The sequence below is a fragment of the Leifsonia sp. NPDC058248 genome (genome assembly GCF_042881905.1).
Taxonomy (GTDB): Bacteria; Actinomycetota; Actinomycetes; order Actinomycetales; family Microbacteriaceae; genus Leifsonia.
Genome location: NZ_JBHVXB010000006.1, coordinates 249,124 through 272,103, shown reverse-complemented (window position 1 = coordinate 272,103; position 22,980 = coordinate 249,124). Strand labels below are relative to the sequence as shown.

General features: G+C 67.0%; 25 protein-coding genes and 1 tRNA gene. 15 read left to right on the top strand and 11 right to left on the bottom strand.

The genetic code is table 11. The features are described 5' to 3' along the window. The first annotated feature begins 44 nt into the window (after positions 1 to 44). Positions 45 to 134: transfer RNA gene (locus ACFVV5_RS12155), tRNA-Ser, on the top strand. Positions 135 to 478: 344 nt separating this feature from the next. Here the strand turns inward: ACFVV5_RS12155 and ACFVV5_RS12150 are convergent. The 3 genes from ACFVV5_RS12150 to ACFVV5_RS12140 are packed head-to-tail and all read right to left on the bottom strand — an operon-like array spanning position 479 to position 2,345. Further along, positions 479 to 823: a hypothetical protein gene (locus ACFVV5_RS12150; RefSeq protein WP_387243984.1), complete on the bottom strand. Its 345-nt coding sequence runs from the start codon at positions 821 to 823 to the stop codon at positions 479 to 481. Further along, positions 820 to 1,401 carry a GNAT family N-acetyltransferase gene (locus tag ACFVV5_RS12145; RefSeq protein ID WP_387243981.1) on the bottom strand — a complete coding sequence of 194 codons (582 nt, stop codon included), beginning with the start codon at positions 1,399 to 1,401 and terminating at the stop codon, positions 820 to 822. The genes ACFVV5_RS12150 and ACFVV5_RS12145 overlap by 4 nt, the downstream gene beginning before the upstream one ends. 41 nt (positions 1,402 to 1,442) lie before the next feature. Beyond that, positions 1,443 to 2,345: an NADP-dependent oxidoreductase gene (locus ACFVV5_RS12140; protein WP_387243978.1), complete on the bottom strand. Its 903-nt coding sequence runs from the start codon at positions 2,343 to 2,345 to the stop codon at positions 1,443 to 1,445. 371 nt (positions 2,346 to 2,716) lie between these two features. Between ACFVV5_RS12140 and ACFVV5_RS12135 the strand changes: the two genes are divergently transcribed. Both ACFVV5_RS12135 and ACFVV5_RS12130 read left to right on the top strand, forming a co-directional pair. Next, positions 2,717 to 3,097 carry a nuclear transport factor 2 family protein gene (locus ACFVV5_RS12135; protein ID WP_387243975.1) on the top strand — a complete coding sequence of 127 codons (381 nt, stop codon included), beginning with the start codon at positions 2,717 to 2,719 and terminating at the stop codon, positions 3,095 to 3,097. Between the two features lie 38 nt (positions 3,098 to 3,135). Next, the gene (locus ACFVV5_RS12130; RefSeq protein ID WP_387243972.1) at positions 3,136 to 4,317 is read left to right on the top strand and encodes an MFS transporter; all 1,182 of its coding nucleotides are present in this window, start codon (positions 3,136 to 3,138) and stop codon (positions 4,315 to 4,317) included. Here ACFVV5_RS12130 and ACFVV5_RS12125 read toward each other — a convergent pair. From ACFVV5_RS12125 to ACFVV5_RS12115, 3 genes are all read right to left on the bottom strand, one after another. Further along, positions 4,286 to 4,912, bottom strand: a complete 627-nt coding sequence (locus ACFVV5_RS12125; protein ID WP_387243969.1) for a TetR/AcrR family transcriptional regulator — start codon at positions 4,910 to 4,912, stop codon at positions 4,286 to 4,288. The two genes, ACFVV5_RS12130 and ACFVV5_RS12125, sit on opposite strands and share 32 nt — an antisense overlap. An 88-nt stretch (positions 4,913 to 5,000) precedes the next feature. Continuing rightward, positions 5,001 to 5,381, bottom strand: coding sequence for an ester cyclase (locus ACFVV5_RS12120; protein ID WP_387243965.1), 381 nt, complete (start codon positions 5,379 to 5,381; stop codon positions 5,001 to 5,003). A gap of 75 nt (positions 5,382 to 5,456) precedes the next feature. Then, positions 5,457 to 6,938 (bottom strand): MFS transporter, encoded by a 1,482-nt coding sequence (locus ACFVV5_RS12115; protein WP_387243962.1) that lies wholly within the window; start codon positions 6,936 to 6,938, stop codon positions 5,457 to 5,459. Positions 6,939 to 7,091: 153 nt separating this feature from the next. Between ACFVV5_RS12115 and ACFVV5_RS12110 the strand changes: the two genes are divergently transcribed. Continuing rightward, a complete protein-coding gene (locus ACFVV5_RS12110) occupies positions 7,092 to 7,742 on the top strand; it encodes a TetR/AcrR family transcriptional regulator (RefSeq protein ID WP_387243959.1) in 651 nt (216 codons plus the stop codon). A 48-nt stretch (positions 7,743 to 7,790) separates the two neighbouring features. On the opposite strand, the gene ACFVV5_RS12105 is transcribed toward ACFVV5_RS12110, so the two are convergent. Both ACFVV5_RS12105 and ACFVV5_RS12100 read right to left on the bottom strand, forming a co-directional pair. After that, positions 7,791 to 7,931, bottom strand: coding sequence for a hypothetical protein (locus tag ACFVV5_RS12105; RefSeq protein WP_387243956.1), 141 nt, complete (start codon positions 7,929 to 7,931; stop codon positions 7,791 to 7,793). A 40-nt stretch (positions 7,932 to 7,971) separates the two neighbouring features. After that, complete coding sequence (locus ACFVV5_RS12100; RefSeq protein ID WP_387243953.1) at positions 7,972 to 8,229, bottom strand: hypothetical protein; 258 nt, start codon at positions 8,227 to 8,229, stop codon at positions 7,972 to 7,974. 165 nt (positions 8,230 to 8,394) lie between these two features. Here ACFVV5_RS12100 and ACFVV5_RS12095 point away from each other — a divergent pair, with 165 nt between their 5' ends. Together ACFVV5_RS12095 and ACFVV5_RS12090 are read left to right on the top strand one after the other, a co-directional pair. Beyond that, positions 8,395 to 8,526, top strand: coding sequence for a hypothetical protein (locus tag ACFVV5_RS12095; RefSeq protein ID WP_387243950.1), 132 nt, complete (start codon positions 8,395 to 8,397; stop codon positions 8,524 to 8,526). Positions 8,527 to 8,565: 39 nt separating this feature from the next. Continuing rightward, entirely contained in the window at positions 8,566 to 9,021 is a 456-nt protein-coding gene (locus ACFVV5_RS12090) for a heme-binding protein (protein ID WP_387243947.1), read from the top strand. 29 nt (positions 9,022 to 9,050) lie between these two features. Here ACFVV5_RS12090 and ACFVV5_RS12085 read toward each other — a convergent pair whose 3' ends face one another. Continuing rightward, positions 9,051 to 9,434, bottom strand: coding sequence for a hypothetical protein (locus ACFVV5_RS12085; RefSeq protein ID WP_387243944.1), 384 nt, complete (start codon positions 9,432 to 9,434; stop codon positions 9,051 to 9,053). Positions 9,435 to 9,529: 95 nt separating this feature from the next. Between ACFVV5_RS12085 and ACFVV5_RS12080 the strand changes: the two genes are divergently transcribed. Next, positions 9,530 to 10,576, top strand: coding sequence for a LacI family DNA-binding transcriptional regulator (locus tag ACFVV5_RS12080; RefSeq protein ID WP_387243941.1), 1,047 nt, complete (start codon positions 9,530 to 9,532; stop codon positions 10,574 to 10,576). On the opposite strand, the gene ACFVV5_RS12075 is transcribed toward ACFVV5_RS12080, so the two are convergent. Further along, positions 10,566 to 11,567, bottom strand: coding sequence for a LacI family DNA-binding transcriptional regulator (locus ACFVV5_RS12075; RefSeq protein WP_387243938.1), 1,002 nt, complete (start codon positions 11,565 to 11,567; stop codon positions 10,566 to 10,568). The two genes, ACFVV5_RS12080 and ACFVV5_RS12075, sit on opposite strands and share 11 nt — an antisense overlap. 154 nt (positions 11,568 to 11,721) lie before the next feature. Here ACFVV5_RS12075 and ACFVV5_RS12070 point away from each other — a divergent pair, with 154 nt between their 5' ends. The 4 genes from ACFVV5_RS12070 (at position 11,722) to ACFVV5_RS12055 (ending at position 16,819) form a co-directional block, all read left to right on the top strand. Beyond that, positions 11,722 to 12,639: a carbohydrate ABC transporter permease gene (locus tag ACFVV5_RS12070; RefSeq protein ID WP_387243935.1), complete on the top strand. Its 918-nt coding sequence runs from the start codon at positions 11,722 to 11,724 to the stop codon at positions 12,637 to 12,639. Next, the gene (locus ACFVV5_RS12065) at positions 12,639 to 13,568 is read left to right on the top strand and encodes a carbohydrate ABC transporter permease (protein ID WP_387243931.1); all 930 of its coding nucleotides are present in this window, start codon (positions 12,639 to 12,641) and stop codon (positions 13,566 to 13,568) included. Before ACFVV5_RS12070 ends, ACFVV5_RS12065 begins: the two co-directional genes overlap by 1 nt. A 64-nt stretch (positions 13,569 to 13,632) precedes the next feature. Then, positions 13,633 to 14,982, top strand: coding sequence for an ABC transporter substrate-binding protein (locus ACFVV5_RS12060; protein ID WP_387243927.1), 1,350 nt, complete (start codon positions 13,633 to 13,635; stop codon positions 14,980 to 14,982). Positions 14,983 to 15,064: 82 nt separating this feature from the next. Beyond that, a complete protein-coding gene (locus ACFVV5_RS12055; RefSeq protein WP_387243924.1) occupies positions 15,065 to 16,819 on the top strand; it encodes a glycoside hydrolase family 35 protein in 1,755 nt (584 codons plus the stop codon). 39 nt (positions 16,820 to 16,858) lie between these two features. Here the strand turns inward: ACFVV5_RS12055 and ACFVV5_RS12050 are convergent, their stop codons facing one another. Further along, positions 16,859 to 17,599 carry an aminotransferase class IV gene (locus ACFVV5_RS12050; RefSeq protein ID WP_387243921.1) on the bottom strand — a complete coding sequence of 247 codons (741 nt, stop codon included), beginning with the start codon at positions 17,597 to 17,599 and terminating at the stop codon, positions 16,859 to 16,861. 174 nt (positions 17,600 to 17,773) lie between these two features. On the opposite strand from ACFVV5_RS12050, the gene ACFVV5_RS12045 reads away from it, so the two are divergent. The 4 genes from ACFVV5_RS12045 (at position 17,774) to ACFVV5_RS12030 (ending at position 22,975) form a co-directional block, all read left to right on the top strand. Further along, positions 17,774 to 18,838: an ABC transporter substrate-binding protein gene (locus ACFVV5_RS12045; RefSeq protein WP_387243918.1), complete on the top strand. Its 1,065-nt coding sequence runs from the start codon at positions 17,774 to 17,776 to the stop codon at positions 18,836 to 18,838. Positions 18,839 to 18,851: 13 nt separating this feature from the next. Continuing rightward, on the top strand, positions 18,852 to 20,645 hold the full coding sequence (locus tag ACFVV5_RS12040; protein WP_387243915.1) for an ABC transporter permease: 1,794 nt from the start codon (positions 18,852 to 18,854) through the stop codon (positions 20,643 to 20,645). Beyond that, on the top strand, positions 20,642 to 21,784 hold the full coding sequence (locus ACFVV5_RS12035; RefSeq protein WP_387243912.1) for an ABC transporter ATP-binding protein: 1,143 nt from the start codon (positions 20,642 to 20,644) through the stop codon (positions 21,782 to 21,784). The genes ACFVV5_RS12040 and ACFVV5_RS12035 overlap by 4 nt, the downstream gene beginning before the upstream one ends. A 78-nt stretch (positions 21,785 to 21,862) precedes the next feature. Further along, entirely contained in the window at positions 21,863 to 22,975 is a 1,113-nt protein-coding gene (locus ACFVV5_RS12030) for a COG4280 domain-containing protein (RefSeq protein WP_387243909.1), read from the top strand. Positions 22,976 to 22,980: the final 5 nt, after the last annotated feature.

Here is a 22,980-nt window from a genome sequence, read left to right as displayed (position 1 = left end):
TCCCGATTGGCATCTGCGCCCTTGCATCGCGTACAGTAGTCGGCGGTACCGTGTCCGAGCGGCCGAAGGTGCAACTCTCGAAAAGTTGTGTGGGTGAAAGCCCACCGTGGGTTCAAATCCCACCGGTACCGCCATAGAAAGCCCCTGGAATACACAGGGGCTTTCTGCATTCGGGCTGATCCTGTGGTGCACCTGTGGTGCGAGTCCTGCTCCACACGTGGTAAAACACGCGATAGGAACGCCTTGTCCCTCTGGTTCTGGCGCTCTCGTCCGTGAGCACAGGTCGGTAGCGAGAGCAGCGACGTCGTCGGCCAGCTTTGCCCTCGTGCCGAGGAAACTGTCCCTTCCTTCGGCTGAGCCGACCTAGGTGGCGGTATGCGGGGTCCTGCCAGTGACAGCCTCAGCCCCCTTGCGGAACCTGGTACTTGAATCCGAGGTGGGTGCCGGCGAATCCGAGTCGCTCTAGAAGCGGTGTGCGTCAGGGCGTCGGGCCCGTTCGTTCGAGACGCTGCACGTCCCAGTACAGGCACGCGACCACGTCATGGGCCGGACAGCGCGGCGCCTCGTTCTCTCCTGTTGTCGTTGCGACTCGTGCGAATTCGCCGCGAGCCTTGGTCAGTAGCATCACGAACTCGTCATCGTCGACGATGCAGCCTTGGATGCCGAGCCAGTCCCGAAGAAGTGTCTCGACGTCAGAGTGGTAGAGCGTGCCCTCTGCCCAGACCCGTTGCACGATTCCGGCGATCTGATCTTCACGCGGCGCCGAAACCGCGCCATCCATCACCGGAAACGTTTGAGCCGGTTTCGGGTTGTGCCTTGTCATCCGTGGGGATCCTTCGCCGATGTCTTGGCCGGTTGCGGATCGATGCTGATTGCACGCGTCGCCCCCGCTCCAGGCTGGGACTCGTCGATGAGGTGGTTGCGGTAAGCGCTGTGGACCCCGGTCGAGGTGTGAGGCCCTTTGGACACGCCGGGAAGCTTCGGGTCGATGATGTCGGCGTATTCGGGCTTGCGTTCGATGAAGGCCCAGACGATCGGACACATGATGGTGACCGTCTTTCCTCGCATGCGCACGTCGTCGAGGACGCGGCGAATCAGTTCGGTCGCGATTCCCTGGTTGCGGAATTCGGGGAACACCGCAGTCGCCAGAAGCACAAGCCGGTCATCGCCGGCGAGGTGGTAGGTCAGGCCGGCGATCGCCGTGTCGCCGACGATGGCCTCGTAACTGCCGGCGTCCTCGTCGTTGACGACGAAGAAGCTGATTGCGGGGGCATGGGCATCCTCGATCACCTCATCGATGAGGACGGTCTGGTCCTGGCTGAGGGTGCCCACTCCATCCGGGTATCCGGCTTCATCGGGGTACTCGAAGTCGCCGCGGCGGGGATCGGTTGTGTACGTCATGGGGCTGTTCCTTTGCTGGTCGGTCATCTGAGGGCTCGTCTTCAGGCGCGAACGCTGATGACGGACTTTCCGTTGCGCCGTTCGGTCGGGTTGAGCGCGGCGACGGCGTCGTCGAGGGCCGCGACGTTGCCGATATTGGTCTGGAGCCGGCCGTCGCGCACTCGCTGGACGATCTCGACCAGGTGTGCGGCGACCGACTCGACGACGAAGTCGACCGCGAGGCCCTCCTTTGGTCGCACGTCGGCCAGCCCGGTGATGGTGACCAGCGTTCCTCCGGCCCGGATCAGGCCCGCGGACCGTTCCTGGATGGCACCGCCGATGACGTCGAACACCAAGTCGACTTCGCCGACGTCTTCGAGGTCGTCAACGGCGAGATCGACGAACTCGTGCGCGCCGAAGTCGAGCGCCTTCTGACGATCAGCGGCGCGTCCGGTGCCGATGACGTAGGCGCCGGCCTCCCGTGCGAGCTGCGTCACCATCGTGCCGACTGCACCGGCCGCACCATGCGCGAGGACGGTCTGCCCGGCCTGGAGACGACCGTGCTGGAACAGGCCTTGCCATGCGGTGAGGCCCGAGATCGGCAGGCTCGCGCCGACCGTGAAGTCGACATCGCCCGGGAGCGGCGCGAGGTTGCGTGCCTCAACGGCCACATACTCCGCGAGGGTCCCGTCACGATGCCAATCCGAGATCCCGAACACCCGCTGTCCCACCGACAGCCCTGTCGTGCCATAGCCGAGGGCGATAACCACTCCGGCCAACTCATGTCCGAGGATCGACGGCGCCCGGTCGCGTCCGGCGCGATCGGTCCAGGTCGATGGCCAGTCCACCTCGGTCGGAACGAATCCCGACGCGTGCACCGCAACGATGACGTCGTTGATCGCCGGACGCGGCTCGGGACGGTCCACCAACTGCATTCCGGCCGTTCCGTCGGCCTCATCAGTCACCACTATCGCCTTCATGGGATACCTCCGTGCATTGATTTCTTGTGAATGCGGCCTCGTGGTCGCCCAGACCCGAAACGGCCGAACGAGAGACCGCAGTGATCTCGACCGACCGGCGAGCCATGGAAACATCCTAAGCACAAACTGGACGGAATAGTCCAAATGAGAGACGCAGAGGATCTGCCTGCGCCCTTGAATGCACTTGCCGAATACTGCCTCGTCCTCTTACCCTGGACTAAATCGTCCATTCCTGTTCGCAGCCGCTTGGTGACATCCGGTCTACCACCGATGCGATTCGGCAACGGAAAAACCACGAAGAGTCATCAACCGCAGAGTCGAGAATGTCGACCTGCCGCGCGACGAAGGAGCAAGAAATGAACGTCAATGAGCAGTCCGCCGAAGATCTGGCGATCCTCGAACAGCTCAACCTCGACTACAACCGGGCGGATCAGGCCAGCGACGCGAAGCGGTTCAGCGAGTTCCTCGCCGAGGACTTCATCGTGCAGACGCCGGGTGTCGCCCGGAATCGCGAGGAGTACCTGGAGTACATCGCCAAGCCCCGCCCGTTCACAGACCTCGCATTGGTCGAGTCCAGGATCCGGCTCCTCGGCGACGTCGCGCTGATCCACGGCCGCGCCCGGTACACCTTGGTCAACGATGGTTCCGTGCAAGAGGCCCTGTACACCGACGCGTACCAGAAGCGCGACGGCGTCTGGCTTTGCATCTCGGCCTGCGCGATCGCGCCGGGCGCCTGATGCGGGCTCGCGGACGCGGAACCCTCCGGATCGCTTTCGTGTCTGCGGTGGTCGCGTTACTGGCCGCGTTCGCCGCGGTCGGTTCGACGATCCCGTTGTTCAATGTCTATCGGGCTGAGGAGCGGTTTACCAACGCTGGTATCTCGATGACAGTGGTGGCCTATTCCATCGGCACCATCGGCACACTGCTGGTATTGGGCCGGCTGTCCAGCTACGTCGGTCGGCGGGCGACGTCGCTGGCGAGCCTGACCTTGCTGGTGCTGGGCTGCGTGGTGCTGTTTAACGTGCACACCATCGGCGTTCTCATCACTGGCCGACTGTTGATGGGGCTCGGTGCGGGGATGGCCAGCAGCAGCCTCGCCGCCTACATCGTCGATGCCGCACCGCGCAGGCCTGCGTGGCTGGCATCGGTCGCTTCCAGCCAGACTGTCATGCTCGGCCTTGCCGTGGGCGCTGTCGCATCTGGTGCCCTCGTCCAGTTCGGCCCGTGGCCTCGGCAGCTCATCTTCCTGGTCGCGATCGCCTTGCTGCTGGTGTCCGCTGTGCTGATCGCCCTCAGCCCCGAGACGGTGACGCCGACGCCCTACGTCTGGCGATCGTTGCGACCCAGCGTGCGGGTGCCGGCTCGGGTCAGGCGCTTGCTCCCTGTCGCGGCCGCGGTGATCGTGCCGACCTGGGCGACGGGCGCGTTCTATCAGGCCTTCGTACCGGCGCTTGTGGAGGACCAGCTCCACACCACGAGCCCGCTGCTTGTGGGGTTGGTGTTCGCGGCCTATATGGCTCCGAGCGCGATCGGGGCTCCACTCGGGCATCGATTCAGTCCGGCGGCGGCACAACGGATCGGCATGCTTGCGTTCCTCGTCGGATGGGCCGGGATCATCGCAGCCATCACGACCGGCGCATTGGGCGTGTTCTTCGCTGCGACGGTCATCGCGGGGGCCGGCCAGGGCATCGCGATCAGCGCGGTCACCCGCGGCCTCCTGGACGGCAGCAGCCTGGCAGACCGTGCGCCGATCTTCGCCGTGGTGTACCTGCTCAGCTATAGCGGTGCGACCGTTCCGAGCCTGATCGCTGGTCAGCTCTCAACGGTCTGCTCTGTGCCGCAGATCGCGGTCGGCTACGCGGTGTTCGCGCTCGTCGGGGCCGTGTTCACGGTCGTCGGTGCCGTGAATCCGCACGCCGAGCGGGTCAGCCGGTCGTCAGACTCTCAATATACGTGAGGGCCATGTCGATCGACGTTGCCATCGGTGTCACATCGCGTGCCGTCTGGGCCAGCATGTAGCCGCCCTGGAGGGCGCCCATGAGTCCAGTGGCTAGTTGGTCGACGGGCGCTTCCGGTGGAAGTGTGCCTGTGTCCTGAAGCCTGCGCAGCACGCCGGCTAGCAACTCCTGCCATTCGGCGAAAAGTGCCAGCAGGGCTCGGCGGGCAACGTCGTCTTGATCGGCCACTTCGGAGGCGAAGGAGCCGAGCGCGCAACCGTAAGCGCCATGCCGTAGGGCGTTGTTCTGCACCAGCGCATCCCGCCAACGACGCAGCCCCGCAATAGTCGAGACGTGGTTGAGAGCGTTGCGCTCACGTTCGATGACGCGCTCGCCCATCAGGTCGACAACTGCCCGGACGACCTCGTCCTTGCCGGCGAAGTGACGGTAGAGCTGCGACTTGCTGACCCCACTCGCCGCCAGCACGTCATCGAGGGTGGTCGCCCCGATGCCGCGGATGTACATCAGGTCGGCCGCTGCGGTGACGATGCGTTCACGCGTCTTCGCTCCGCGCGCGGTGAGGCGTGTGGTCGTCGGGTCTGCGGTCGTGGTCACTCCTTCATGGTACGTCGTGGCCGCGCAGGCAAAGCAAGCGTGACATGCGCCAGGACCTTCGCCGGTGTCGCCGAGCGACCGATGACGCCTAGAACATGGTGTTGTCGTTGGCGGACTCCGCGGGGATGTCCTGGATGACGTCCCAGTGCTCGACGACTTTGCCGTCCTCGACGCGGAAGAAGTCCGCGAGGGCCTGGCCGGGTTCTCCGGGCACGAGGATCAGGTGCGAGTGGGTCACGACGAGATCGTCCTCGGCGATGACGCGCTTGATGTCGAGTTGGAGCTCGGGGTATTCACCACGCAGCCAGTGGACGAATCCGATGAACGCCTCCGGGCCGTCCGGGGCTTGCGGATTGTGCTGGATGTAGCGGTCGCCGAAATGGTCGGCCACCGCCTTTTCGGGGTTCCCGCTGAACGCGGTCCGGTAGTAGTCGGTGACGATGCGCTTGTTGTCTTCGAGGGTGGTCATGATTCTCCTCAGCGATGATCGGTGTTACTCAAGCCAAGCGCTGACCTGTGGAGAATGGAATACCCTCGTGCGCGCCTACGAGTGGGATTCCTCCAGCTCGAAGAAGTCGTCCACTCCGGCGGCCTCGGCCTCGCGACGGCGAGCGCGCAGTGACGGTGCGGCCAGCGCGGCGACGATCGCAAGGACTCCGACACCCGCCGACACCCAGAATCCGATCGTGAAGGCATCGTCGGTGGGAGCGCCCTGCGCCGTGATGTTCGAGGAGATGAGGGCGGCGATGACGGCCGTGCCGATGCTGCTGCCGACGGTGCGGATGACGGTGTTCGCGCTGATCGCCTCGCCGGTCTGCACAGCGGGCACGCTCTCGACGATCGCGTTCGAGGTGGCGGCCAGCGCCATCCCGATGCCGATACCGGTCAGGATGCCCGACACGACGATCTGCCACTCCTCGGTGTGGCCGAGCGCGGGGATGAGGAAGGCGACCGTGACCGAGACGCCGCCGAGGATCATCGGGATCTTCGGGCCGATGCGACGGATGAGGATGCCCGCGGCGACACCCGCGAGGACCATGGCGACGACCGTCGGAAGCAGGTAGAGGCCGGCTTCGCTCACGGACTTGCCGAACCCGTAGCCGAGCACAATGGGCAGCTGCAGCAGAGTGGGAACGAGGATGAAGGTGCCGAACATCGCGAAGCCGAAGGCGAGAGCGACGATGTGGGCGGTCCAGACGCCGCGGTGCTTGAACAGGCGGATGTCGATCAGCGGCTCTTTGACGCGGAGCTCGACGAACACGAACACGATGAGCGCAATACCGCCCAGGATGATCAGACCGATCGTCTTGCCGTCGCCCCAGCCCCACTTCTCGCCTTCGCTGATGGCCAGCAGCAGTGCGACGAGACCGATGGAGAGGATTGCCGTGCCGAGCATGTCGAGACGCCCCGGGGTGCGAACCGGCGATTCCGGGATGCCGAAGATCGCACCGAGCAGGGCGATCACCACGAGAATCGCGGGGAACCAGAACAGCCAGTGCCAGCCGAGCGCTTCCACGATCGGCCCGGCGGCGACGATGCCGACGCCGGCGCCGATGCCGAAGATCGCCGACAGCAGGCCGATTGTCACGCTGACGCGCTCCTTCGGCAGTTCATCGCGCACGATGCCGATCGAGAGCGGCATGACGGCGCCCGCTGCTCCCTGAAGGATGCGCCCCACGATTAACACGCCGAGGTTCGGCGCGAGGGCCGCCAGCACAGTGCCGACGAGGAGCAGGGCGAGGACGATGATGATCACCTTGCGCTTGCCGACCATGTCGCCCAGGCGTCCGAGGATCGGGGTCAGCACTGCTGCGGAGAGCAGGTAGGCGGTGAGAACCCAGCTGGCGTCCGCCGTGGCGACGCCCAGGTCCGTGCCGATGGTGCTGAGCGCCGGCGCGACGAGGGATTGCAGCACCGCGAAAGACAGACCTCCCAGCGAGAGGAAGAGGATGATGGCGGTCCCGCGTGACCGCGTCGCCTTCTGGGTGGACACCGATCCCGTGACGGGACTCTGAGCGGCGGACATGAAACTCCTAGCCATGTAAGCAAGCGCTGACTTGACGAGTATTCCGTATCGGGCCGGATGAGTCAACAAGCGTTTACTTGCGGCGTCGAGCAGGTACAGTGACCAGTGGAAATGCGAAACGACGAGACGACCGAGACAGAGGAGTCGACCGGAATGCTCGCTGAGACGGTGCCCCATGCGGATGACGAACTGGTGCGCTCCGGCCGCGATGCCGCGGCGACCCAGCGCGCCCTGGTGCGTGCGGCGCGGCGGCGGTTCGCGACGGACGGCTATCGAGCCACGACGGTGCGGCAGATCGCCGCCGACGCGGGCGTCAACGTCGCCTTGATCAACCGCTACTTCGAGTCGAAGGAAGGGCTCTTCGAGGCCTGTATGAAGCGCACCTCGAACGAACTGGACTCGCAGACTCCGACCGGCACCTCCGACATCAGCTCCCTGATCGAGCGCCTGATCGCCCACGTCGTGAACGCCCCCGACGGCGACGACCCCCTGCAGCTGCTTCTCCTGCTGCGCTCATCCGGTGACGAGAACGCCGACTGCATCCGCCGCAGAACTCTGGAGCACTTCACCCAGCGACTCGCTGTGGCAGCGGGATGGAACGCTGACGTCCCCGACACCGCGCCGATCCTCCTGCGCGCTCAGCTCGCGATCGCGACGATGCTCGGCGTGGTGATGCTCCGCACCTCCGCGGGTGTGCAGCCCGTCGCGTCCGCTGGATTCGATGACCTGGGCGGCCCTCTCGGGCAGGTCTTCGGCATCCTCCTCGCAGGACCCGGCGCCCCGTCCGGCACTCCACCACGCTGAGCTGCTCCGCACCGAGAGGTAGGCCTCGCGGCACCGTAGCGCTCTCTGCTAGTCCGGTTCTTCGTCCGATTCGAGCGACTCGTCCGCATCGACTGAGGCGTCGTCCGTCTCGGTCGCCGCGACTGCCGCTTCCGCTTCGGCTCGAGCCGCCTCGGCCGCTTCCTCTTCGCGTCGTTCTCTTCTGCTCACGGAGCGTTGTCCTCCCTGCTCGTTCACTGCTTGCACATGCTCACGGCTGCGAACCGTCGTCGATCCAGCGGCGCAAGAGGGCGATGTGCGATTGCGGCCACGGACCGTCGCACGGCATCGAGCCGGCCACCAGGTGACCGAGGATGGCGTCCTGATTGCTGACGACGTCGTCGTACTTCCAGAGATCGAACGTCTCGAGCATGCTGCTGCGGTCCAGCTCGCGGAAGAGCGGCCGGATGTCCGCCTCGAACCCCACGGTCGAGCCCGGCGTGCCCGCGGTTTCGTCGTTCGTGTTCACGGTCTTCGCTCCTTTCAGCACCAGCTGCCGAACACTGATCACTCTCTCATCTGCGGCCGACGGTGGATAGCAGAAATCCGGGCCTCGACGAGGCGGTCCGGCAGGTGAGAGCCTTGGATCGGGGTGGGCTCGCGCCGCCCCGGCCGATCGTCCGAGGAGGAGCCGATGACACGTTCGATTGATTGGAGCGTCGTTACGAACGTCGACGTCATGACCGCGATCAACGACTACGACCGGCTCGGCGCCGAGCAGTTCTTCGCGACGCACGGATTCACGGTCCGGCTCAATGAGCGGTAGGCGGTCCGGCGTGGGCGAGGAATCGATAGCCTGAGAGACATGACTCGCCCTGAACCCACGTACACGATCGAACAGCTTCAGAACGTACCGGCCGCCGAGGTCGCTGCGTTCACCCGGGATGACGCGGTGCGGCTGGGGGAGACCGCGGTCGAGGTCATCCGCGAGTGGGGTCGCGACCTGGCCGTCGACGTCCACATCGGAGACGAGCTGGCCTACCGCGCCCAGCTCGGAAGCACGGGCCAGGCGAACGCGGATGTCATCCAGGGCAAGATCCTCGTCACCAGACGGTTCGGCGTGAGCTCGCTTCTCGCGCGGTTCCTGAAGGAGGCCGACCCCTCGATCGCCGACGGCCTCGACGACAGCTACAAGTTCTGGGGCGGCTGCGTCCCGATCTTCGTCGACGGGCAGCTCGTCGCGACGATCACCACGTCGGGTGAACCGGATGTCGTCGATCACGAGGCCACGGCCGAGGCGGTCGCCCGCTTCCTCGCCTGAAGCGTCCGATTCAGTCGCCCGCGTCCGATTCAGTCGCCGCGCGTGCCCGACACCGGATGCTCGTCGACGATTCCGACGAAGCGGGTCCCGATCCCGTCGACCTCACGGCGACTCAGTCCGGGCAGCGGATCGGGCAGGTCGCTCGCCGGGTGGTGGTCGCAGCTGAGGTAGGTGAAGTCGGGCCACCACTTCTTCGGGCGGCCGGATTCGGTGTAGCCGCAGATGTCGCACGTCAGCTGAACCCACACCGGCTTCGTGCCCGTGCGGTTCGCGCGCGACTGCAACAGCCAGGCGGGCGGATTCTCGCTCAGCTCCGAGAATTCGTGCTCGCTCATCCGTGACGGGATGCCGTGCCGCTTCGCCATCTCGAGCGAGATGTCGAGGCGCAGGGCCGCTTCCCGTCTGCTGATCATCCGTTCACTCTAGGCGAAGCGGGTGCTTCATCCGGCACCGGATGCCCGGTGCTAGCGTTGTCGCAGCTGAGCACCTGCTGGAAATGAGATGTTCGATGACAGAACCCGAGACGGTCCCGAGATCGAGGCCGCCGCGTAAGCCGTCCATCGCGGATGTCGCCGCCGATGCTGGGGTTTCCGGTCAGACCGTCTCCCGGGTCGCCCAGGGGCTGAGTAACGTCGAGGCGGGCACGCGCGACCGTGTGCTGGCGTCGATGCGCAAGCTGGGCTATCGCCCGAACCGCGCGGCACAGGCCCTGCGCTCCGGCCGGTTCCGCAACATCGGCGTGATCATGTTCACGCTGTCGTCGTTCGGCAATATGCGGACTCTCGACGCGATCGCGTCGTCCGCCGCCCGCGCCCGGTACTCGATCACCCTGATTCCGGTCGAGACACCGACGCAGAAGGACGTGAGCGTCGCTTTCTCGCAGCTGCAGGATCAGGCGGTCGACGGGATCATCATCGTCATCGAGGCGCACATCATCGACCAAGCCGACGTCGTCCTTCCGCCCGGGCTGCCCGTCGTCGTCATCGACTCCAGCGTCCGCGCCGACTACCCGATGGTCGACGCCGATCAGGCTCAGGGCGCCCGGCTCGCGACGCAGCACCTGCTGGACCTGGGCCACGAGACCGTCTGGCACGTGGCCGGGCCGGAGTCCTCCTATTCGGCGGTCCGCCGCGAGACCGCCTGGCGTGAAACCCTTCTCGCGGCCGGCCGCACTCCGCCGCCGGTGACGCGCGGCGACTGGTCGACGTCATCCGGTTATCAGGCGGGCGTCGAGATGGCCCGGATGCCCGGCATCACGGCGATCTTCGCAGCGAACGACCAGATGGCGCTCGGGGTGCTGCGCGCCCTTCACGAGAGCGGGCGTGCCGTGCCGGCCGACGTGAGCGTGGTCGGCTTCGACGACATGGCCGAGTCGGACTCGTTCTGGCCGCCGCTCACCACGATCCACCAGGACTTCGATGCGGTGGGCCGCCGGAGCATCGAGCTGCTCGTCGCCGAGATCGAGTCGGGGGACATCGATCCGCTGGGCGCCGTCATTCCGACCCGTCTGGTCGTGCGCGAGAGCACCGGAGCGCCTCCGCGGATCACCGGGTAGCCAGGTCGGCTCCCGCCGGTCCTGCGCTTCCCCGCACGACGAGCTCGGTCGGGACCAGGGTCATGCCGGGGCCGGTCTGCTCGTCTTCGATCTCCGCCAGCAGGATCTCGATCCCGCGACGCCCGACGACGTCGAAGCTCTGCCGGATGGTCGTCAGGGGCGGCCAGAACGAGTCCGCTTCCGGCATGTCGTCGAAGCCGACCACGCTCACGTCGGCCGGCACGGCACGCCCGCTCTCATGGAGGGCGCGCAGCACCCCGAGCGCCATCTGGTCGTTGGCGGCGAAGACAGCGGTGATCTCGGGCATCCGGGCGATCTGCAGTCCGATCTCGTAGCCGGATGCGGTCGACCAGTCGCCTCGGAACACCGGGGGAGCCGGCCGGGAGGCCGCCTCGACGGTGGTGCGCCACGACAGCTCACGACGGGACGCCGAGTACGAGCTCTCCGGTCCGGCGACGTGCCAGACGGTCTCGTGCCCCAGCTCCAGGAGGTGCTGCGTCGCGAGCCGGGCGCCTTGGGCCTGGTCGGTGTCGACGACGGGGTAGTCCTCGCGCGCCGCCGAGTCGATGACGACGACGGGCAGCCCGGGCGGGAGGTCGACGTCGGCCTGGTCGATGATGTGCGCCTCGATGACGATGACGATCCCGTCCACCGCCTGGTCGAGCAGCCGCTCCAACGCGACGCTCACGTCTTTCTGGGTCGGATGCTCGACCGGGACCAGCGTGATGGAGTATCCCGCCTGCGCCGCGAAGACGGCGATGGCCTCGAGGGTGCGCATGTTTCCGAACGACGACAGTGTGAACATGAGGACGCCGATGTTGCGGAAGCGCCCGGAGCGCAGTGCCCGCGCGGCCTGGTTGGGCCGGTAGCCGAGCGCGCGCATCGAGTGGAGCACCCGGTCGCGCGTGGAGTCGATCACGCTCGAATGGCCGTTCGCGACGCGGGACACCGTCTGGCCCGACACGCCCGCGTGCCGCGCGACATCCGCCATCGATGGACCTCGCGGTGGTCGGGGGACGCCGACCGGCTCCGGCTCTGTCATCGGTGACTTCGATCCAATCTCTTCTTGCATGTTGACGTCAACATGTTATGGTACCCGAATGGTGTTGACGTAAACATCAGTGAGATTCGACGAGGAAGCAGCCATGACAACGACGTCCATCACTCGGGCAGCGCCCCCGAAGCCGAGGCGCAGGCGCGATCGCCGCGACTGGCGGGGGTGGGCGTTCGTCGCCCCGTTCATGATCGTCTTCGTCGCGATGATCATCGTCCCGGTCGTCTACGCCCTCTACCTCAGCCTGTTCCGCGACCAGCTCATCGGCGGCAACCTCTTCGTCGGCTTTCAGAACTATCTCTCGGTCTTCAGCGACGCGAAGTTCTGGAACGGCTTCGGGCGCGTCACCCTCTTTTTGGTCGTGCAGGTGCCGATCATGCTGGTGCTCTCGCTGGTGGCCGCGCTCGCCCTCGACAGCGCGCGCCTGCACGGCGCCGGGTTCTTCCGCATCGCGATCTTTCTGCCGTATGCGGTTCCCGGCGTGGTGGCCGCGCTGATCTGGGGTTTCATCTACGGCGACCAGTTCGGGCTCACTGCGAGCGTCAACTCCCTTCTCGGAACGCACCTGCAGCCGTTCAGCCCGAACTGGATCCTGGCCTCCATCGGCAACATCGTGACGTGGGAGTTCATGGGCTACAACATGCTCATCTTCTACGCGGCGCTGCGCACCATCCCGGGCGAGCTGTACGAGGCGGCCGAGATCGACGGCGCCGGAGCGTTCCGCACCGTCTTCAGCATCAAGATCCCCGCGCTGCGCGGCGCCATCGTGATCGCGACGGTCTTCTCGATCATCGGCAGCTTCCAGCTGTTCAACGAACCCAACCTCCTGAAGACGCTCGCGCCCAACGCGATCACCAGCTTCTTCACGCCCAACATGTACGCCTACAACCTCTCGTTCGCCGGGCAGCAGTTCAACTACGCCGCCACGGTCGCGATCGTGATGGGCGTGATCACCGCAGTGATCGCCTACGTGGTGCAGCTCCGCGGAACCAGACAGGAGAACCGCTGATGGCAACCGTCGCCCCCGCCCCCGCCGCGGCCGAGTCGCGCAGAGCGGCCCGTGCATCCGGACCCCGCGGGAGCCGCCGCGATCCGCGCAAGCGCAAGTCGGTCGTACTCACCATCGTCATGGTGATCTTCGTCATCTACTCGCTCGTGCCGCTGGCCTGGCTCATCATCAACGCCACCAAAGACCAGCCCTCGCTCTATTCGTCGTTCGGGCTCTGGTTCGGCGACGGTTTCAATCTCTTCTCGAACATCGCGGACACCCTCACCTACCGCGGCGGGATCTTCCTGCAGTGGTTCGGCAACACGCTTCTCTACGTGGTCGTCGGGGCCGGCGGGGCGACAGTGCTCGCGACGATCGCGGGCTACGGCCTTGCGAAGTACAAGTTCCCGGGCAAGCGTGCGGTGTTCGCGGTCATCCTCGGCGCGGTCGCCGTTCCGGGCACCGCGCTGGCCGTTCCGACGTTCCTGCTCTTCAGCCAGGTCGGCCTCACCAACACTCCGTGGGCGGTGATCCTGCCCTCGCTCATCAGCCCGTTCGGCCTCTACCTCGTCTGGACCTACGCGGTCGACGCGGTTCCGACCGAACTGCTCGAGGCGGCCCGGATGGACGGGGCAGGCGAGTTCCGCACTTTCTTCACGATCTCGCTCCGGCTCCTCACGCCCGGGATCGTGACCGTGCTGCTGTTCGCGATCGTCGCGACCTGGAACAACTACTTCCTGCCGCTGATCATGCTGAGCGATCCCCAGTGGTACCCGCTCACCGTCGGCCTCAGCCAGTGGAGCGCGCAGGCCACCGGGGTCGCAGCGCAGCCCATCTACAACCTGGTGATCACCGGATCGCTGCTGACCATCGTCCCGATCGTCATCGCGTTCCTCTTCCTGCAGCGCTACTGGCAGTCCGGGCTGACTGCGGGAAGCGTCAAGCAGTGACCACCCCTCTTCCCCCCACCGGGCGTCCTGCCCATCCTCATCCCGAAGAAGTGAAAGGAACACTATGAACAGCAAGTCACGCTCCGCGAGCGTGCTGCGCCGGGTCGCGACAGCGCTCGTGGCCGGCGCGATGCTCGGCGCGACCCTCGTCGCCTGCTCGAGCGGAGGAGGCACCGGATCCGGCAGCGCCTCTGACGTCGACGCCGCGCTCAAGAAGGGCGGAACGATCACGTACTGGTCGTGGACGCCCTCGGCCGAGGCCCAGGTCGCCGCATTCGAGAAGGTGTACCCCAAGGTGCACGTCAAGCTCGTCAACGCAGGCACCAACACCACCGAGTACACCAAGCTCCAGAACGCGATCAAAGCCGGGTCGGGTGCTCCCGATGTCGCGCAGGTCGAGTACTACGCGCTCTCGCAGTTCGCTCTCGGCAAGGCGCTCGTCGATCTGAAGCAGTACGGGTTCGACTCGCTGAAGAACGACTACACGCCCGGGCCCTGGAGCGCGGTGAACGTCGGCGACCAGCTCATCGGTCTCCCGCAGGACTCCGGCCCCATGGCGCTGTTCTACAACAAGACGGTCTTCGACAAGTACGGTCTGACCGTGCCGAAGACGTGGGACGAGTACGTCGCCGACGCCAAGAAGCTGCACGCGGCCGACCCGACGAAGTACATCACCAGCGACTCGGGCGACTCGGGCTTCGCGACGAGCATGATGTGGCAGGCGGGCGGACGGCCGTTCACCGCCGACGGCTCGAAGGTCACGATCAACCTCCAGGACGACGGCACCAAGAAGTGGACGTCGACCTGGAACCAGCTGGTCGAGGGCAAGCTCCTCTCCTCCGTCCCCGGCTGGAGCGACGACTGGTTCAAGGCGCTCGGCAACGGCACCATCGCGACGCTCGTCACCGGCGCCTGGATGCCCGGCGTGCTCGAGTCGTCGGTGAAGGACGGCTCGGGTCAGTGGCGTGTGGCCCCGACCCCGACGTACGACGGCACCGCGACGAACTCGGAGAACGGCGGCGGAGCGCAGGTCGTGCTCAAGCAGAGCAAGAACCAGGCACTCGCGGCCGGGTTCCTCAAGTGGCTGAACAACGACCCCGCGAGCATCAAGGTGTTCCTCGCCTCCGGCGGATTCCCGTCGACGACGAAAGACCTGGAGTCCAGTGAGTTCCTCGCTTCGGCGCCCGAGTACTTCGGCGGCCAGAAGATCAACGAGGTGCTCGTGCAGGGTGCGAAGGACGTGTCGACCGGATGGCAGTACCTGCCGTTCCAGGTGTACGCGAACAGCATCTTCGGCGACACGGTCGGGCAGGCGTACTCGTCGAACAGCGACCTGAACGCCGGCTTGCAGAGCTGGCAGAAGTCCCTGGTCGAGTACGGCAACCAGCAGGGCTTCACCGTCACCGGCAAGTAGCGCCACCGAGTGTGGCCGGCCGGGACAGCCCCGGCCGGCCACCTTCACACCCTCCCTTTCAGCTTCGAGGAGCAACCCACCCATGCACACGTTCGAGATCGCCGGCGACGACTTCGTTCTGGACGGACAGCCGTTCCGCATCCTCTCGGGCGCGATCCACTACTTCCGCGTGCATCCGGATGCGTGGGCCGACCGCATCCACAAGGCGCGGCTGATGGGGCTGAACACGATCGAGACCTACGTCCCGTGGAACGCCCACGAGCCGCGGCCGGGGGAATGGCACGACTCGGGACGGCTCGACCTCGCCCGTTTCCTCCAGACCGTGGCGGACGAGGGGATGCACGCGATCGTGCGTCCCGGCCCGTACATCTGTGCGGAGTGGGACAACGGCGGCCTGCCGGCATGGCTCTTCACCGATCCCGGTGTGGGCATCCGCCGAAACGAGCCGTCGTTCGTCGCAGCCGTCGAGCGCTATCTCGAGCGCGTGCTCGCGACCGTCGCTCCGTTTCAGGTGGGCAACGGCGGACCCGTCATCCTCGTGCAGATCGAGAACGAGTACGGCGCATACGGCGACGACCAGGACTACCTCCGAGCGCTCGTCGACATCACCCGCTCCGCCGGGATCGTCGTCCCGCTCACGACGGTCGACCAGCCTCAGGACGGGATGCTGGAGCGCGGGTCGCTGCCGGAACTGCACAAGACCGCGTCGTTCGGCTCCCGGTCGCGCGAACGACTCGAAACCCTTCGTCAGCACCAGCCCACCGGCCCTCTCATGTGCTCCGAGTTCTGGAACGGCTGGTTCGACAACTGGGGCGCACACCATCACACGACGTCGCCGGAGCATTCCGCGGCCGAGCTCGACGAGTTGCTGAGCGAGGGCGCCTCGGTGAACCTCTACATGTTCCACGGGGGCACCAACTTCGGGTTCACGAACGGCGCCAACGACAAGGGCGTCTATCAGCCGATCGTCACCAGCTACGACTACGACGCCCCGCTCGACGAGGCCGGCAACCCGACACCGAAGTACTGGGCGTTCCGCGAGGTCCTCGGCCGCTACACCGAGCTGCCCGACGAGGTTCCTTCGACGGCGCCCGCCGCGACGGCCGTGCGGTCGCGGCTGACGGCGTCTGCGCCGTTCCTCTCCGTCGTCGACCGCCTCGGCGAGTGGATCTGGACGGACGACCTCCCCACCATGGACGCCCTCGGCCACTACTCGGGTCTCGCCGTCTACCGGACCGAGATCGACGTCGCGGAGCCGGCCGTGCTCACCATCGGCGAGGTGCGCGACCGGGCCCACGTCTTCGTCGGCGACGCACGGGTCGGCACGCTGGCCCGCGACCATCACGATCGTGCGATCACGCTGGCGCCGAGCCGCGGAACCCTGACCCTGGTCGTGGAGGATCAGGGCCGGGTGGACTACGGTCCCCGGATCGGCGAGCCCAAGGGACTCATCGGGCCGGCGCGCCTCAACGGCGACGAGCTGAACCGTTGGGGGGTGCTCCCTGTCGACCTCGGGTCGCTCGCGCCTGTCCGCGACGCCGTGTGCCAGACGGATGCACGGTCGCTGGCCGGTCCCGCCTTCGCCCGGGGCACGTTCGAGACGTCCGGCTCGGCCGACCTCTTTCTCGACACCTCGCGCTGGGGCAAAGGCATCGTGTGGATCAACGGGTTCAACCTGGGAAGGTACTGGAGTCGCGGCCCGCAGCGCACCCTCTACGTTCCCGGCGCGCTCCTCACGGCCGGTGAGAACGAGCTGATCGTGCTCGAGCTGGACGCCGCGGCGTGCACCGACATCTGCTTCGCACCCGCGCCGAACCTCGGGCATACCGACTACTGACGGCGGCGCGAGCCCCCGGTTCCCTGACTGGCCTGACGCCTAGGCGTCCTGCCACGGGATGCGCGCGAACGCGTCGCGCACGGCGGTGAGGCTGGTCTCGTCATCCGTGAGCGTGAGGTCGTCGACGGCCTCGACCAGGCTCACCCCGTGGTTTCCGACGAGGAAGCCTGCGTCGAAGAGCCGGAGGTCGTCGGGGCGAACGGGCAGCACAGCGGACGGGGTTCCGTCGGCGCGCAGCTGATCGTGCAACAGCTGACGTTCGACGCCGGGTGCGCGCGTCTGCGGCCAGATCACCCGGCCGCGCGCAAGGAACCCGATTGCTCCGGACGGGCATTCGCTCACCGTTCCGCCGGGGTCGTGCAGGAGCACGTCGTCGTAGCCGGCGGCGAGCGCGTGGCGCCGGTCGAAGCCGAGCGCGGGGCCGGTCGACGGCACTGCCCGCAGCCGGAGGGGCCGGTCCGTGACGGGCGGCGCCTCCCGTCCCATGACGAGCACGCGTTCGGCGGCGTCGCCGGAGACGTGGAAGAGCTCGACCCGCACCAGCAGGGTGCCGCCGCGGCTTCGGACGAAAGCACGCACCGCCTGCTCGATCATGTCGGGGTCGACGCCCGGTCCGAGCGGGTCGCGGGATGCCCGCGCCAGCCTCGTCAGGTGCAGGTCCAGTCCGCGAACGCGGCCGTCGCTGGCGAGAAACGTCGTGACCTGGCCGACCTCTGCGGTGAGACGCTCCTCCAGAAGTCCCAGGTCGGCGGGCATTCCGTCGATTTCGATCGTGTGCATCGCGCACCGCCTCCTGCCGATTCCGGCGCGATCATAACAGCGCGAAGCGTCGGGGAAATGGACCGCGCGTTAATCGAATGGTCACCTTCCCGTCACGCCGAGCGCGATGTCGTTTCGTATGGTTTGTAACGACCGTTAGCATCTCGACGAAACGACACACCCCAAGGAGACTCCATGAATGTCGTCAAGCGATTGGCAGCACTCGGTTTGATCGCAGTGTCGGCCGCCGCCCTGGCCGGCTGCTCTACATCCGCCTCTGCGTCGTCCACGAGCGGCGCGGCCGTCGAACCGCTGGTGCTCTACGCGGCAGAGGGGTACGACGCGGTGACCGCGAAGGCGTTCACCGCCGCCACCGGCATCCCCGTCAAGGTCGTCGACGACAGCACCGGCCCGCTCCTGACAAAGATCGCGGCCGAGAAGAACAATCCGCAGTGGTCGATGCTGTGGGTCGACGGCGACACCGCCTTCGCGGCACTCGACAAGCAGGGCGCCCTCCTGCCCTACAAGGCCCACGCCGACTGGAATTCCGTCGGCACGTCGATCCTGCCGAGCGACAACTCGTACACCCCCACCGGCACGACGGTCATGGCGGCTCTGATTTACAACGCGGCGCGCACGACCACCGTGCCGGCGAGCTATCAGGACCTGCTCGGCTCGGCCTACAGCGGCAAGGTGGGGATGAACGACCCGTCGCAATCCGGGCCCACCTATCCGTTCATCGCCGGTGTGATGAACCAGCTCGGCGGTCAGAGCGATGGCGTCGCGGCGGGGGAGGACTACTTCACCAAGCTCAAGAGCAACGGACTGAAGGTGTTCCCGACCAACGGCGATACGCTCCACGCGCTCGAGACCGGTCAGATCGACTACGGCCTCATCCAGAGCTCGGCGGCGACCGGCGAGGTCGTGAAGACCAAGCCGACCGCGAAGTTCCGGCCCACGGTCGCCTACTTGCCGAAATCCACGCTGCTGCCCGGCGTCATCGGCATCGACAAGGGTGCCAGCCCGGTCCAGCAGGCGGAAGCGAAGAAGTTCATCGACTTCGCACTGTCGCCCACGGGGCAGGCGGTGATGCTCACGGGCGCACCGAGCGGCGACTCCCTGTTCTGGCCGGTCGTCAACAACGCGCCGTCGCTGAAGCAGCTTCCGTCGTTCCCCGCCGCGTACCAGCGCATCGACCCGGCCTTCTGGGGCCCGAAGCAGCCTGAGGTCGTCACCTGGTTCGACTCGAACATCAAGTAGTCCGTCAGCCTTCATGTCCAACGATCTCGCTCTCCCCGGCGTTCAGGCCGGGCATCCGGCCCTCCGCGACGACACCATCGTCGCGGGGGGCTCCGGCCGGCCCCGGATCCGCCTGCGCTTCAACCCCCTGACCGCCTTCTGGCTGCTGATCATCGCCATCCTCGTCCTCCCGATCCTGCTGTTCCTGGCGGTCGCGTTCTCTCCCGCCCTGCTCGATCAGGGCCCGCAGTGGTTCACGCTCTCCGCGTTCGCCACGGCGCTCAACGGCCACCTGCTCGTCGGCTTCCTGAACTCGCTGATGGTCGGCGTGGTCACCGCGGTGCTGTCCGCCGCCGTCGCGTTCGGCCTCGCCTGGGCGGTGCAGAGAACGGATGTCTGGGGGCGCCGCCTCTGGACGGGCGCGGTCTTCGCCCTGCTGCTGACCCCGTCGTATCTCATCGCCCTCGGCTGGGAGCGCCTGCTGGAGCCGAACGGGGTGCTGGAGAGCCTGGGGCTCCATCCGGACGCGGCTCGCTCCGTCTTCTACGGGCCGGTCGGCATCGTGCTCGTGCTCACCGTCAAGGGCATCCCGTTCGCCTATCTCGCGATCTCGAACGCGCTCCGCGGGCTGGGGCACGAATTCGAGGATGCGGTGCGGGTGCACGGGGGCGGTCCGCTGTCGGCGATCCTCGTCGTGGTCTCTCTTCTCGGTCCGGCCATCTGGGCCGCCCTCGCCATCGTCTTCGCAGAGTCCGTCGGAGACTTCGGTGTCGCCTCCACCCTCGCCAACGACTCGCACTTCACCGTCGCGACGTTCACGCTCTACAACGCCGTGCAGGCTTTCCCCGTTCAATTCCCCGTCGCCGCGGCGGTGAGTTGGGTCTTGCTGCTGCTGGTCGTGCTCGCCTTGCTCGCGCAGAGCCGGGCACTGCGTGGCCGCAGCTACCGGGTGCTCGGCGGCCGCACCCGGCCGGCCGTTCGACGGCGTCTCTCACTGCGCGCCCAGGTGCTCGTCTCGAGCGCGCTCGTGATGCTGCTGGTTGTCGCCCTCGGTGTCCCGATGTTCGGAGCCGTCTCGGCGTCGCTCATCGACGGACTCGGCTCGCTGGCCGGCACGCATCAGTGGTCGCTGGCCAACTACGGGCGTGTGATCGGCAGCCCCGGACTGAGCGGCCCGCTCGCCTACTCGTCCGAGCTGGCGGCGATCACGGCGACGATCACGATCGTCCTGGCCGTGGTGTGCGCGCGACTCCTCGCGAACAAGGGCGGGACGTTCGGCGGCAGGATGCTCGACCTCGTGCTGCTGGCGGCCGTGGCGCTTCCCGGCATCGTGTTCGCGGCCGGCTACATCTTCGCCTACAACCTGCCGGTGACGAACGCTGTCGGCATCCACCTGTACGGCACGACCGGTCTGCTGCTCCTCGCCTACCTGGCCACCGCACTTCCCTCGACGTCGCGGGTGCTGACGGGCAGCATGAGCCAGCTTCAGGATTCGATGCTCAGCGCATCCCGTGTGCACGGCCGGGGGGCCATCCGGTCGTGGTTCTCGATCGTCGTCCCGGTCGTGGCTCGTCCACTACTGAGCGCCTGGCTGCTCACCTACACGGCGACCCTCCTCGAACTGCCGGTGTCGCAACTCCTGTCGCCGCCCGGATCCCAGCCGATCTCGGTGGGCATCACCACGACACTGGGCAAGTACGACTTCGGCGGAGGCACGGCGATGGAGGTCCTCGCGATCCTGTCGGCCCTTCTGGTGGTCGGGGTCGGATATCTGCTCTTCCGCCTCGTCACGCCGGCGGGCTGGCGTCGGCTGGGAGGAGCGCGATGAGCGCCGACGAAGAGATCGCCACCGAAGCCGCACGCGCGGGGACGGTGCCGCGAGGTCATCGGGTCGAGATCCGGGGTGCGGCCAAGCGCTATGGAGCCGTCGAGGCGCTGAAGGGCGTCGACCTCGACATCCGGGCCGGTTCGTTCACGGTGCTGCTCGGACCGTCCGGGTCGGGAAAGACAACCCTCCTGCGAGCGATCGCGGGCATCGAGCGATTGGATGCCGGCAGCATCGCCCTCGGACCGAGGATCGTGGACGACCGACGTGTTCACGTGCCGTCCGAGCGTCGTGGACTGGCGATGGTGTTCCAGGACTACGCGCTGTGGCCCCATATGACGGTGCGTCAGAACGTCGGCTATGCGCTGAAGCGGAGAGGCGGACCTCGCGACCCCGCCGCTCTCATCGCCGAGACGCTGGAACGGGTCGGGCTCGCGAGCAAGCATGCGAGCTATCCGCACGAGCTCTCGGGCGGTCAGCAGCAGCGTGTCGCTCTCGCCCGCGCGATCGTCGGGTCGCCCGCCCTTGTGCTGTTCGACGAACCGCTCTCGAATCTCGACGCCGACCTGCGCGAGCATCTGCGTCTGGAGATCTCGACGCTCACCCGCGAGTCCGGTGCGACGGCGTTGTACATCACGCACGACCAGGGTGAGGCGTTCGCGCTCGCCGACGAGGTCGCGATCCTGCGGGACGGCACGATCGAGCAGCGGGGCACGCCCGAGTCGATCTACCGGAGTCCCGCGTCTCCGTTCGTGGCGCGGTTCACTGGTGTCGCCGGATCCTTGGCAGGCGTGGTCCTCGCGGTCGGCGCCGGGTCAGCGACCGTGCGGGTCGGTGAAGCCGAGCTGCGCAGCGCCGCCGGGGCCGATGTGTGCGTCGGGGATGACGTGGAGGTCCTGATCCGCCCGACGGCGACACGGCTGGAACCCCTGCCGCTCGGCTCGGGTTCCGTGTCGCCGGCCGGGAGCCGGCAGGCGCTGCCCGGACGGATCGTAGACGTCGCCTACCGCGGGCGTGGCTACGACCATGTCGTGGAGTGCGACCGGGGGCTGCTGACCTCTGTCTTCGACGAGCGGGCGTGGACCCGCGGCGCGGAGTGCCTGGTCAGGATCGATCCGGCGGCCTGCATGGCATTCGGCTGACAACGTTACTGATGCAAACTAACAGCTGTTACACTCTTGATCGAACATCGATCAACCTCACCTCACGGGAGTATCCGAATGAATGACGCAGCCCTCTTCTTCGCTGTGTTCCTGGCGTGTCTCGTCGAAGCGGTCGAAGCGACGACGATCGTGCTCGCGGCGGGCAGCACCCGCCACTGGCGGTCGGCCGTGTTCGGGGTGCTCGCCGGTGTGGCCGTCCTGGTCGTCGCCGTCGCGATCGCGGGTCCCGCGATCGCGCTCCTGCCGCTGGGCATCCTGCGGCTCGTCGTCGGCGGAGTGCTCCTCGTCTTCGGTCTGCAGTGGATCCGCAAGGCCGTCCTCCGCGCCAGCGGTTACAAGGCCCTCCACGATGAAGAGCTGATCTTCCAGAAACAGGTCGCCGCCGCCCGCCGGGCCGAGAGCACCAGACGAGGCGCCGTGAAGGACTGGTACGCGTTCACCCTTTCGTTCAAGGGTGTCGTGCTGGAAGGTCTCGAAGTCGTGTTCATCGTGCTGACGTTCGGCGCCAACCAGCAGAATCTCCCGTTGGCGACGATCGCTGCCGCAGCGGCTGTGGTCGTCGTGGTGGTTCTCGGAGTGGTCGTGCGCGGGCCGCTCTCGCGGGTTCCCGAGAACACCCTCAAGTTCATCGTCGGAGTGATGCTGACCGGATTCGGCGTCTTCTGGGGCGCCGAGGGCGCCGGCGCGGTCTGGCCGGGCGCCGATCTGGCCCTCCTGGTGATCGTCCCGGCGATCGCGATCGTGTCACTGGCGCTCGCCTGGGGCATGCGCTCCTATCGGCTCTCGAAGGCGTCGGAGCGCGGAACGACCGCGCCGCAGAGCCCGCAGACCGTGCTCGTGCCCGCGACGGGCGGCGACCACGCGGCCGCGACCGAGGCGACCGCCTCGACCGTGTCGGCTGCCGCATCCGGAACCCCGACCGCAGCTTCCGGTGCGGCTCCGGATGCGCCTGCCGCGGTCGCACCGAAACGCTCTGTGCGCTCCCGGCTCGCCTCGTTCGGGGCGTTCTGGTACGACTTCATCGTCGGGGACGACTGGCAGATCGCGGCCGGTGTCGCGCTCTCCTTCGTCGTCACCTACGCGGTCTCGTTCTCGCCCCTGGCCTGGGTCGTGGTCCCGCTGTTCGTGCTCGCCCTCATCCCGTACGGGGTCAAGCGCGCCCTCCGCTGAACGCG

Bases quoted from the DNA above. Each gene is read 5' to 3' on its own strand.
- ACFVV5_RS12150 (WP_387243984.1), bottom strand. From the start codon at position 823: ATGACAAGGCACAACCCGAAACCGGCTCAAACGTTTCCGGTGATGGAT.
- ACFVV5_RS12145 (WP_387243981.1), bottom strand. From the start codon at position 1,401: ATGACGTACACAACCGATCCCCGCCGCGGCGACTTCGAGTACCCCGAT.
- ACFVV5_RS12135 (WP_387243975.1), top strand. From the start codon at position 2,717: ATGAACGTCAATGAGCAGTCCGCCGAAGATCTGGCGATCCTCGAACAG.
- ACFVV5_RS12120 (WP_387243965.1), bottom strand. From the start codon at position 5,381: ATGACCACCCTCGAAGACAACAAGCGCATCGTCACCGACTACTACCGG.
- ACFVV5_RS12115 (WP_387243962.1), bottom strand. From the start codon at position 6,938: ATGTCCGCCGCTCAGAGTCCCGTCACGGGATCGGTGTCCACCCAGAAG.
- ACFVV5_RS12110 (WP_387243959.1), top strand. From the start codon at position 7,092: ATGCTCGCTGAGACGGTGCCCCATGCGGATGACGAACTGGTGCGCTCC.
- ACFVV5_RS12095 (WP_387243950.1), top strand. From the start codon at position 8,395: ATGACACGTTCGATTGATTGGAGCGTCGTTACGAACGTCGACGTCATG.
- ACFVV5_RS12090 (WP_387243947.1), top strand. From the start codon at position 8,566: ATGACTCGCCCTGAACCCACGTACACGATCGAACAGCTTCAGAACGTA.
- ACFVV5_RS12085 (WP_387243944.1), bottom strand. From the start codon at position 9,434: ATGATCAGCAGACGGGAAGCGGCCCTGCGCCTCGACATCTCGCTCGAG.
- ACFVV5_RS12080 (WP_387243941.1), top strand. From the start codon at position 9,530: ATGACAGAACCCGAGACGGTCCCGAGATCGAGGCCGCCGCGTAAGCCG.
- ACFVV5_RS12075 (WP_387243938.1), bottom strand. From the start codon at position 11,567: ATGGCGGATGTCGCGCGGCACGCGGGCGTGTCGGGCCAGACGGTGTCC.
- ACFVV5_RS12070 (WP_387243935.1), top strand. From the start codon at position 11,722: ATGACAACGACGTCCATCACTCGGGCAGCGCCCCCGAAGCCGAGGCGC.
- ACFVV5_RS12065 (WP_387243931.1), top strand. From the start codon at position 12,639: ATGGCAACCGTCGCCCCCGCCCCCGCCGCGGCCGAGTCGCGCAGAGCG.
- ACFVV5_RS12060 (WP_387243927.1), top strand. From the start codon at position 13,633: ATGAACAGCAAGTCACGCTCCGCGAGCGTGCTGCGCCGGGTCGCGACA.
- ACFVV5_RS12055 (WP_387243924.1), top strand. From the start codon at position 15,065: ATGCACACGTTCGAGATCGCCGGCGACGACTTCGTTCTGGACGGACAG.
- ACFVV5_RS12050 (WP_387243921.1), bottom strand. From the start codon at position 17,599: ATGCACACGATCGAAATCGACGGAATGCCCGCCGACCTGGGACTTCTG.
- ACFVV5_RS12045 (WP_387243918.1), top strand. From the start codon at position 17,774: ATGAATGTCGTCAAGCGATTGGCAGCACTCGGTTTGATCGCAGTGTCG.
- ACFVV5_RS12040 (WP_387243915.1), top strand. From the start codon at position 18,852: ATGTCCAACGATCTCGCTCTCCCCGGCGTTCAGGCCGGGCATCCGGCC.
- ACFVV5_RS12035 (WP_387243912.1), top strand. From the start codon at position 20,642: ATGAGCGCCGACGAAGAGATCGCCACCGAAGCCGCACGCGCGGGGACG.
- ACFVV5_RS12030 (WP_387243909.1), top strand. From the start codon at position 21,863: ATGAATGACGCAGCCCTCTTCTTCGCTGTGTTCCTGGCGTGTCTCGTC.